General features: G+C 70.7%; 9 protein-coding genes and 1 pseudogene. 8 read left to right on the top strand and 2 right to left on the bottom strand.

Annotated elements, in window-relative coordinates:
• The 8 genes from V7067_RS12380 to V7067_RS12345 all read left to right on the top strand — a co-directional run.
• The coding region (locus V7067_RS12380) for an amidohydrolase family protein (protein ID WP_334176211.1) at nucleotides 1–816 on the top strand (816 nt) is incomplete at its 5' end.
• A 23-nt stretch (nucleotides 817–839) separates the two neighbouring features.
• Nucleotides 840–1,529: a TenA family protein gene (locus V7067_RS12375; protein WP_334176210.1), complete on the top strand. Its 690-nt coding sequence runs from the start codon at nucleotides 840–842 to the stop codon at nucleotides 1,527–1,529.
• Nucleotides 1,529–2,806 carry an acetylornithine deacetylase gene (locus tag V7067_RS12370; RefSeq protein ID WP_334176209.1) on the top strand — a complete coding sequence of 426 codons (1,278 nt, stop codon included), beginning with the start codon at nucleotides 1,529–1,531 and terminating at the stop codon, nucleotides 2,804–2,806. The genes V7067_RS12375 and V7067_RS12370 overlap by 1 nt, the downstream gene beginning before the upstream one ends.
• Before the next feature lie 217 nt (nucleotides 2,807–3,023).
• Nucleotides 3,024–3,812, top strand: coding sequence for a hydroxyethylthiazole kinase (gene thiM, locus V7067_RS12365; protein ID WP_334176208.1), 789 nt, complete (start codon nucleotides 3,024–3,026; stop codon nucleotides 3,810–3,812).
• A 17-nt stretch (nucleotides 3,813–3,829) separates the two neighbouring features.
• Nucleotides 3,830–5,194, top strand: a complete 1,365-nt coding sequence (locus V7067_RS12360) for an LLM class flavin-dependent oxidoreductase (RefSeq protein ID WP_334176207.1) — start codon at nucleotides 3,830–3,832, stop codon at nucleotides 5,192–5,194.
• Complete coding sequence (locus V7067_RS12355) at nucleotides 5,191–6,033, top strand: rhodanese-like domain-containing protein (protein ID WP_334176206.1); 843 nt, start codon at nucleotides 5,191–5,193, stop codon at nucleotides 6,031–6,033. Before V7067_RS12360 ends, V7067_RS12355 begins: the two co-directional genes overlap by 4 nt.
• Nucleotides 6,034–6,074: 41 nt before the next feature.
• Nucleotides 6,075–7,514: an amidase family protein gene (locus V7067_RS12350; protein ID WP_334176205.1), complete on the top strand. Its 1,440-nt coding sequence runs from the start codon at nucleotides 6,075–6,077 to the stop codon at nucleotides 7,512–7,514.
• Complete coding sequence (locus V7067_RS12345; protein ID WP_334176204.1) at nucleotides 7,514–8,215, top strand: HAD family hydrolase; 702 nt, start codon at nucleotides 7,514–7,516, stop codon at nucleotides 8,213–8,215. Before V7067_RS12350 ends, V7067_RS12345 begins: the two co-directional genes overlap by 1 nt.
• Nucleotides 8,216–8,223: 8 nt before the next feature.
• Here V7067_RS12345 and V7067_RS12340 read toward each other — a convergent pair whose 3' ends face one another.
• Both V7067_RS12340 and V7067_RS12335 read right to left on the bottom strand, forming a co-directional pair.
• Nucleotides 8,224–9,123, bottom strand: a complete 900-nt coding sequence (locus V7067_RS12340) for a LysR family transcriptional regulator (RefSeq protein ID WP_334176203.1) — start codon at nucleotides 9,121–9,123, stop codon at nucleotides 8,224–8,226.
• Between the two features lie 21 nt (nucleotides 9,124–9,144).
• Nucleotides 9,145–9,641, bottom strand: a pseudogene (locus tag V7067_RS12335) (hypothetical protein); the annotation flags it as partial.

The following is a 9,641-nucleotide window of genomic DNA, read 5'->3' as shown; positions in this document are numbered from 1 at the left end:
GCCAACGGCCGCATCGAGGTGCGCGTGGGCATCGAGTGGGTGCCGCTCGCCTCGCCCGACCTGCTGCGCGAGGCCCGCGCGCTGGCCAGCAGCCTGAAGACCGGCGTTCACGTCCACCTCAATGAATCGAAGACGGAAGTCGATTTCTCGCTGGAGAAATTCGGCCGCCGGCCGACCGAGCTTGCCTACGAGACCGGCCTGCTCGGTCCCGACTGCGTGGCCGCCCACTGCGTGTGGCTCGACGACCGCGAGATCGCGCTGATGGCGGAAACCGGAACCCACATCTCCCACAACCCCTCCTCCAACGCCAAGCTCGGCAACGGCGTGGCGCGGGTGCCGGAGATGCTGGCCGCCGGCATCAACGTCGGCCTCGGCCACGATGCGGTGGAGTGCAACAACAGCGCCGACATGTTCGAGGTCATGAAATGGGCCTCGCTCGTTCACCGCGCCCACCGCGCCGACGCCAGCCTGATGCCGGCCGGCGACGTGCTGCGCATGGCCACCAACAACGGCGCCCGCGCCCTTGGCCATGAAACCGGCGCGCTCGCCGCGGGCCGGAAGGCCGACATCATTCTGGTCGATACCAACAACGCCATCTTCACGCCGCTGCTGCGCGAGGATGCCACCCACATGACCAGCCATCTCGTCTTTGCCGCCAACGGCAGCGTGGTCGACACCTCGATCATCGACGGGCGGGTGGTGATGAAGAACCGCCGGCTGACGCTGGCGGACGAAGACCGGATCGTGCGCGAGGCCAACGCCGCCTTCCGCCGCATCCGCGACAAGATGGTGGTGGTGCGCCGCCCCGCCGCCTGAGAGGAAGCGAGAGAGTTCCCGTCATGACCATCGATTTCAGCCGTGGCCTGTTCGGCCGCCTGCGTGAGGCCGCCGGCCCGGTGTGGACCGACTATGTCGGCCATCCCTTCGTGCGCCAGCTTGGCGCCGGCACTCTGCCGGAGGCGAGCTTCCGCCGCTTTCTGACGCAGGATTACCTGTTCCTCATCCACTTCGCCCGGGCCTATGGCCTGTCGGTCTACAAGAGCGGCTCGCTCAGCGAGCTGAGGGCGGCAGCCGGCGGCCTGCAGGCCATCCTCGATGAAATTCCCCTCCACGTCGGTTACTGCGCCGGCTGGGGCATCAGCGAGGAAGAGATGGCGGCCGAGCCGGAAGCCCCGGAAACCATCACCTACACCCGCTTCGTCATCGACACCGGCCATGCCGGCGACCTGCTCGACCTGACGGTGGCGCTGATGCCGTGTGTCGCTGGCTATGCGGAGATCGGCCAGCGGCTGATCGGCGATCCCGCCACCGTGCTGGAGGGCAATCCCTACGGCGCATGGATCCGCAACTACGAGAGCGTGGCCTATGAGGACAGCGTCAACGCTGCCCTCGACAAGCTGGAAGAACTCGGCCGCCGCCGCGGGGCCGAGGCGCGTTTCGAGGATCTGGCGCGGATCTTCACCCGCGCCAGCGCCCTCGAAGCCGCGTTCTGGCAGATGGGCCTCAACGCCGCGCCGGAGGCGAAGTGATGTCCGGCGACACCCTGAAACCGGTTCTGGAGGCGATCGACAGCCGGCGCGACGAGCTTTTCGCCCTGCTCTCGCGCCTCGTCAGCTTCGAAACCCCGGCCCCGCCCGCACGCAACACCACCGGCGTGCAGACCTTCGTGGCCGGGGAACTGAAGGCCCTCGGCTTCGATATCGATATGTGGGACGTTCATCCGGGCGATCCCAATGTCGTCGGCACGCTGAAGGGCACGGCCGGCGACCGCATGAAGAGCCTCATTCTGAACGGCCATGTGGACGTGGCCGAAATCAGCCCCGACGAGGCGTGGGAGACCGGTCCGTTCCGGCCGTTCATCCGCGACGGCCGCATCTGTGGCCGCGGCGTTGCCGACATGAAGGGCGGCATCGCCGGGGCGCTGTTCGCGGTGAAGCTGCTGAAGGAAGCCGGCCTCGGCTTCGGCGGCGATCTCATTTTTGAGAGCGTCATCGGCGAAGAGGTCGGCGAGGCCGGCACCCTGCAATGCTGCAAGCGCGGCTACACCGCCGATTTCGCGCTGGTGGTGGATACCACCGACCTTGCCATTCAGGGTCAGGGCGGCGTCATCACCGGCTGGATCACGGTCCGCAGCCCGCAGACGTTCCACGACGGCACGCGGCGCGACATGATCCACGCCGGCGGCGGCCTGAAGGGCGCCAGCGCCATCGAGAAGATGATGAAGATCATCGCCGGCCTCAACGAGCTTGAGCGCCACTGGGCGGTGATGAAATCCTATCCCGGCTGCCCGCTCGGCTCCACCACCATCAACCCGGCGGTCATCGAGGGCGGCCGCCATGCCGCCTTCATTGCCGACGAGTGCCGGCTGTGGGTGACGGTGCACTATTATCCCAACGAGCACCACGACACCGTGGTGCAGGAAATCGAGACCCACCTGAAAGCCGTGGCGGCCGCCGATCCGTGGCTGCGCGACAACCCGCCGACGTTCCGCTGGGGCGGCACGTCGATGATCATCGACCGCGGCGAGGTGTTCCCGGCGCTGGAGGTCGATCCCGACCATCCGGCCGTGAAGCTGCTCGGCGCCGGCCATGCCGCTACCTTCGGCGCGCAGCCGCCGATCACCGTTTCGCCCAGCGTGACCGATGGCGGCTGGATGGGCGATGCCGGCATTCCCGCCGCCATCTACGGTCCCGGCGAGCTGTCGCAGGCCCACAGCGTGAACGAGTCCCTCAGCCTCGATCAGCTCGTGGATTACACGAAGGTGATGGCCCGTTTCATTCACGGCTGGCTCAACACCCCGCGCTGAAGCCCGGCCCCCGCCTGCCCGGCCTCACCACCTGCCCGGCATCCGGCCGGCGCGCAGCCCTGCGCGCCGGCCGTTTTCATGTCCGCTCCGCGCGCTCCTGATAGCCATTAGTTATCAAGCTGGCAAAATAATGCCGCTTTACGCTATCAGACATGCGATCAATGATGTTGAGAAATCCCGCGTATTCCGCTGTCTTTTTCTTCATTTCGGGCAAAACATGGAACACATTTCCTGGAACGACCAAGAGGTCAGAAAGTCGTTTTCGGCGCTGAAGGCGGCCGGGCCGTTCGTCTATGGGCTGACGAACTATATCGCCGCCAATCTCAGCGCCAATATCCTGCTTGCGGTCGGGGCCGGACCGGCGATCGGCGCGGCGGAAGACTGGCCGGATGTGTTTCCCGCTGCTGCCGGCGCGATGTGGATCAACACCGCCGCCCTGATGAGCAGCGATGCCGCCAGCCACGGCCGGGCCGCCCGCGCCGCCCACACGGCCGGCACCCCGTGGGTGCTCGATCCCGTGGCCGTGGGCGCCGGCGCGCCGGTCTATGACGGCGCGGTGCGCAGCCTGCTCGCCTTCCGCCCCACCGTCATCCGCGGCAATGCCAGCGAGCTGATCGCGCTTTCCGGCGCCGGAGCCGGCGGCAAGGGCGTGGAGACGACAGCAAAATCCGACGATGCCGTGGAAGCGATCCGCGCGCTTTCCCGCGAGACCGGCGCCATCGTCGCCGTCAGCGGGCCGACCGACTATATCACCGACGGCGCCCGCGTCATCGCCGTCGCGGGCGGCGACCGCCGCCTGACGCAGGTCACCGGCGCAGGCTGCAGCCTGGGCGCGCTCATCGCCGCCTTCCTCGCCCCGCGTGGCGATGCGCTGCTCGCCACCGCCGCCGCCCATGCCCTCTATGCCGAGGCGGCCGGCCGCGCCGGCGCCCGCACCCGGGGCACCGCCTCGTTTGCCACCGCCTTCGTCGACGAGCTGTCGCTGCTCGATCCCGCGGAAGCGTGAGAGAAAGGATCCCCGCCATGGCCGCCCGCCGCCCGATGTCTCTCGCCGCCTTCATGAATGCCGGTCCGCAGGGCACCGCCGGCTGGCGCCATCCGCAGGCCGATCCGGCGTTCCTGTCTGCGGGCTACTACACCCGCACCGCCCGCCTGCTGGAGGAGGCCGTGTTCGACATGGCCTTCATTCCCGATGCACTGGCCATGCCGCGCAGCCTCGGCGGCAGCTTTGCCCCGGCGGTGCAGTGGGGCACCGGCACGCCGCGGCTGGACCCCATGGCCGTGCTCGGCATCATGGCCGGCGCCACCACCCGGCTCGGGCTGGCGGCCACCGTTTCCACCGGCTATCACGAGCCGTTCAACATCGCCCGTTCGTTCGCCACCCTCGATCATCTGACCGACGGCCGCACGGGCTGGAATGTCGTCACCAGCTTTCAGGATGCCGAGGCGCGCAACTTCGGGCAGGACAGCCTGCCGCCGCGTGGCGAGCGCTATGCCCGCGCGGAGGAGGTGTTGCAGGCCACCACCCGCCTGTGGGACAGCTGGGGCGACGACACTCTGATCGCCGACAAGGAAAGCGGCGTGTTCGGCCGGCCCGAGGCGGTGGAGAGCGTCGACTATGCCGGTGCGTTCGTGAAGGTTCAGGGGCCGCTTTCCGTGCCCCGGCCGCCGCAGGGCTATCCGGTGATCGTGCAGGCCGGGGCTTCGCCGGCGGGGCGCGATTTCGCCGCCCGCTGGGCCGACGTGATCTTCTGCAGCCATGAATCGCTGGAAAGCGGCATTGCCTTCTATGCCGACATGAAGGCCCGGGCGAAGGCCCACGGCCGCGATCCCGATCAGCTTCGCATCCTGCCCGCGGCAACCGTGGTGGTGGCCGCCACCCGCGAAGAAGCCATCGCCAGCCACAAGGCATTCGAGGATCTGGTGCGGCCCGAGGCCGGTCTGTCGCGGCTTTCCTATCACGTCAACGTCGATCTCTCGCGCTTCGATCTCGACGGGCCGATGCCGGACCTGCCGGAGGTCGGCGTCGAAGGCCATTATCGCGAGGTGCAGGAATTCGCCGCCCGCGAGAAGCTCACTCTGCGCGAGATCGGCAAGTGGTATGGCGCCCGCACCGAGGGCGACATGATCGGCAGCCCGACCGACATCGCCGACCGCATGGAACTGTGGCTCGACAGCGGCGCCGCCGACGGCTTCATGATTCAGGCGGCGTGGGTGCCGGGCTCCTTTGCCGATTTCGCCCGCCTCGTGGTGCCGGAACTGCGCCGCCGCGGGCTGGTGAAGACGGCCTATGAGGGCACGACCCTGCGCGATCATCTGGGCCTTGCGCGCCCGATGCGCGGCGCGTGGAAAAGCCGCGCCCGGCGCGAGGCGGGAGCCGCCGCATGAGGCAGGCCCCGCCCTGCCCGCCGCTGGCGGAGCCGGAATGGCTGCTGCCCCTCCTCGGCACCCCCGGCCTCGTCGTGCTCGATGCCAGTATCGACCGTCAGGTGACGGCCGCGGGCAGCCGCTACGGCAGCGGCCGGGCGGGCTTCGAGGCCGGGCACATTCCCGGCGCACTGTTCGCCGACCTGTTCGGCGCCTTTTCCGATCCGGACGGCCGCTTTCCCTTCACCCGGCCCACGGCCGCGGCGCTTGCCGCAGAGGCCGCCCGGCTCGGCCTGTCGCCGGAGGACACGATTGTCGTCTGCGACAGCCTCAACGGCGTATGGGCGGCACGGGTGCGGTGGGTGCTGAAGGCCTTCGGGGCCCGGTCTGTCTTCGTGCTGAACGGCGGTCTGGCCGGCTGGCGCGCGGCGGGCGGGGCCATCGCCACCGGGCCGGACAGCCCGCCCGGCGGCGGCACCTTCCGGCCCCGGCCCGTGCCCGGCCTTTTTGCCGACACCGGCGATGTGCTCGCCATTCTTGCCGGACGGCAGCCGGGGGCGCTGTTCTGCGCCCTGCGCCGGGCGGAGTTCGAGGCCGGCCACATCCCGTCCTCGCAGCCGCTGCCCTATGCCGACCTGCTGGATGCGGCCGGCCGGCTCGATCCCGGCCGCCTGTCCGCCCTGCTGCCCGCCGTGCCCGAGGGGCCGCTGGTGCTCTATTGCGGCGGCGGGGTCAACGCGGCCGGTCTGGCGCTGGCGCTGGAGGCCCGCGGCCGCACCGATATCGCCGTCTACGACGGTTCGCTGAACGAATGGAAAGCCACGCCCGGCCTGCCGCTGGCAACCGGGCCCGGCGTATGACGATCATCCCGGTCTGAAACCCAAGCCAGAGGAGAGCGGCTTTGTCCCCGCAACAAGCCCGCCCGGAAGGCCTTGGCGCGGGTACGCTGGCGCGTGCCTATGCCGACGGTACTCTTTCCCCCGTTGCCGTTACCGAGGCCGTGCTCGACGCCGCCCGGCAGGCCGGCGACACGTTCCACGCCTTTGCCTGCCTGAACGAGGCCGACGCCCGCCGCGCGGCCGCCGAAAGTGCCGCCCGCTGGCAGGCCGGCACGCCGCTTTCCCCCTTCGACGGCGTGCCGGTTACCTTCAAGGACAGCTTCAACATTGCCGGCCTGCCGCGCTGGCACGGCAGCGCCGTCAACGAAGGCCGGGTTTCCGCCCACGATGCCGCCCCGGTGCGCCGGGTGCGGGAAGCCGGGCTCGTCATCATCGGCAAGACGACGATGCCGGATTTCGGGCTGCTGATGTCGGGGCTCAGTTCCCGCGCCGGCGTGGTGCGCAACCCGTGGAACCCGGATCTCAACACGGCCGGGTCTTCGGCCGGGGCTGCCGCCGCCCTCGCCTGCGGGGCCGGGGCGCTGGCCATCGGCACCGACATGGTGGGCTCGGTCCGCCTGCCGGCCGCGGTGTGCGGCCTCACCGCCTTCCATGCCACGCAGGGCCGCGTCGCCTATGATCCGCCCGGCGCCTATCGCGGCGCCGGCCCGATGGGCCGTTCCACCGCCGATGTGGAAGGGCTGCTCGCCATCGTCGGGCGCGAGGATGCGGCCGATCACGTCTGCCTGCCCGGCGCCTTCGCACCGGCGCCGCCGCCGCGTCATCTCCATGGCCTGCGCATCGCCGTCGTCCGCCAGCTCGGCTGGGGCACGCCGACGGATGCCCCCACGCTGTCGGCCACCGGCCGGGCCGCGCGCCTGCTGGCCGAAGCCGGGGCGGAAATCGTGCCGCTCGCCGACTTCGACCTCGCCGCCGGCGATTATGAAGCCATCTACCGCACCATGGTGGCCAGAGGTCTGGCGGAGCTGATGAGCGCCCCGGCCGACCGGCGCGGACGCATCCTGCCGCAGATCGGCGCGATGATCGACGAGGCGCTCTGCGAGAGCGCGCTCGCCGTGGCCCTGACCGGCAAGCGCGTCGCCGCGGCAACGCAGCGGCTGGCGGCGCAGCTCGAACCGTTCGATTATGTGCTGTCGCCGGCCCTGCCCGTCACCGGCTTTGCCGCCGTGGCGACCGGGCCGGAGCCGGACAAGGGCCCGCTCAGCCACCGCACCATGAGCCACATGGGTTTCGCCTGCTGGTTCAACCAGCTCGGCCGGCCCGCCGGCACAGTGCCGGTGCTGGCCCGCCCGGGCACGGTGCCGGTCAGCGTGCAGATCGCCGGGCGCCGCTTCGACGATGCCGGCGTTCTCGGCCTGATGGCGCTGCTGGAGGAGCGGCGCGGCTTCTCCGTGGATTTCCCGCTCGTCTCAGCCCGCCTCGGTGCGGCAGAAAGGGCCTGATGCCGCCCGTCCCGAACCGTCCCCTCGTCGTGGTGTTCGACATCGACGGCACGCTGCTCGACAGCACTGCCGGCCACCACGCGACACTGGCCGCGGCGCTGACCGCCATGGGGCTCGACCTTTACGCAAAGCCCGTCACGGCCTATCGCAACTACACCGATTCCGGCGTGCTCGACGAACTGCTGCTCGACCGGCGCGGCAGCGGCGCGCGGGCCGGCGAGATCGATGCGTTCGATGCCCTGACGGCCCGCGACTATGCCGCCCGCATCCGCCGGGCGCCGCCGCCCCCCATAGCCGGGGCGCCGGCTCTGCTGGCGGCCATTGCCGGGCTGGCGGATGTGGTGCCGGTGTTCGCCACCGGCTCGCTGGCCGGCATGGCGCGGCTGAAGCTCGCCCTGCTCGGCATCGATCCCGGCCGCGCCCTGCTGGCCACCGCCGCCGACGGGCTTTCCAAACAGGCCATCGTGGCGCACGGCCTGCGGCTGTGGCAGAGGGCCGCCGGCGGCAACGTGCAGGCCGATGCCATCTCCATCGGCGACGGCCACTGGGACCGCATCGCCGCACAGGCCCTCGGCCTGCCGTTCGTCGGGCTGGAAACCGGGCTCGGCCGCTTCACCGACGGCGCCTGCCTCGTGCGGCCCTCGCTTGAAGGCGTGACCGCCGGCGACCTGCGTTCCCACGCCCGGCCGCTGTCCCTTTAGCCGCCGGTTCAGCCCGCCGGGCGGCTCTCCACGACCCGGCGGGCGACATCCAGAAAACGCTCCAGCGCCGGGCTCACCTCGCCCTCGCGCCACACGAGGCCCACTTTCCAGGCGGCGACATCGCCGGGCACGGGCCGCACGCACACCCCCCCATAGTGCCCGCCGAAGCGGGCAACCGCCGCCTCGTGCATGAAGGCCAGCCCGAACCCGGCCGCCACCAGCGACAGGATGGTGAGCGATTCATTGGCGCGCAGAATCCGCTGCGGCGCGAACCCGCGCGACTTGAACAGCGCCTGAATCTGGTCTTCCAGTCCGGGCGCAAAAGCCGCCGGCAGGGCAAGAAACGGCTGCTCGCGCACCGCCGGCGCATCGAAACTGTCGATTGCCGCGCCCAGCGCCTCCGGCACCAGCAGCACCAGCCGGTCATGCCCGATGACGCGGGAGGCCAGCCCCGGCCCGGCCGGCAGGCGGATGAAGCCGGCATCCAGACTGCCCTCCCGCACCCGCCGCTCCTGATGGCGGGAGGAAATATCCTCGAAATGCAGTTCCACCTCCGGGTGCAGCGCCCGGAACCGGAACAGGATGGCCGGCATCACGTTCATGGCGGAAAAGGTGAAGCCGATGGCCAGCCGTCCGCGCTCGCCGCGTGCCGCCCGCACGCCGTTTTCCCACACATGGCCGGCGTGGCGCAGCACCGGCCGCACATCCTCCAGAAACAACCGCCCGAAAGCGGTCAGTTCCGTGCCCTTGCGGCTGCGCTCGAACAGCGGTGCGCCCAGCAGATCCTCCAGCCGGCGGATCTGCTTGGTGAGCGAGGGCTGCGAGATGCCGAGGCGGCGCGCGGCCTCGCCATAATGCTGCACCTCGCCCAGCATCGCGAAGGAGCGGATCAGATCGAGGTTCATCATCGGCCGCCGCCCGCCATGGCCTCAGCCCGCCGCCCGGGCCGGCGGCGCCATCAGGACCCGCGTGCCGGTTTCCGCCAGCGTCTTCAGCCGCGACAGCGCCGCGCGCCCGCCGCCGGTCGGCGCCCGCGCGGTGGCGGGGACGCCGCCGAATTCGTCAGGCACCGGCGTCAGCGTCGCGGCGGTCTCACCCGCCGGCACCGGCCAGTGCGGCGGCTCCGGCGCCGGAACGGGCCCGGCAATCATCGCCTGCCCGCCGGAAAAGAAGGCGATCGCCCTGCCCGCGCGCCATGGCATGCGCGCGGTCGCGTTGACGTGCGGCCACCGCGGCGTGCGTGCATCGTCCGTCACAAGGGCCCGGACCGCGGCCGGCGCGGCCCGGATGACAGGCGTGAAGCGGTGGCTCGGGCCGGCCGGGCTGACATTGATCACAGCGGCGTCCCTTTCGGCGGCGGAGGCGAGATCGGCAGCGGTGCGGGCGATCCGGCGGTCTGCCGCCTGTTGCAGCGACATCGGATTGA

The organism is Pseudoxanthobacter sp. (assembly GCF_036822375.1).
Classification (GTDB): Bacteria; Pseudomonadota; Alphaproteobacteria; order Rhizobiales; family Segnochrobactraceae; genus Pseudoxanthobacter.
The sequence above is the reverse complement of the archived record's forward strand: the minus strand, read 5'-3'. Positions and strand labels throughout refer to the sequence as shown.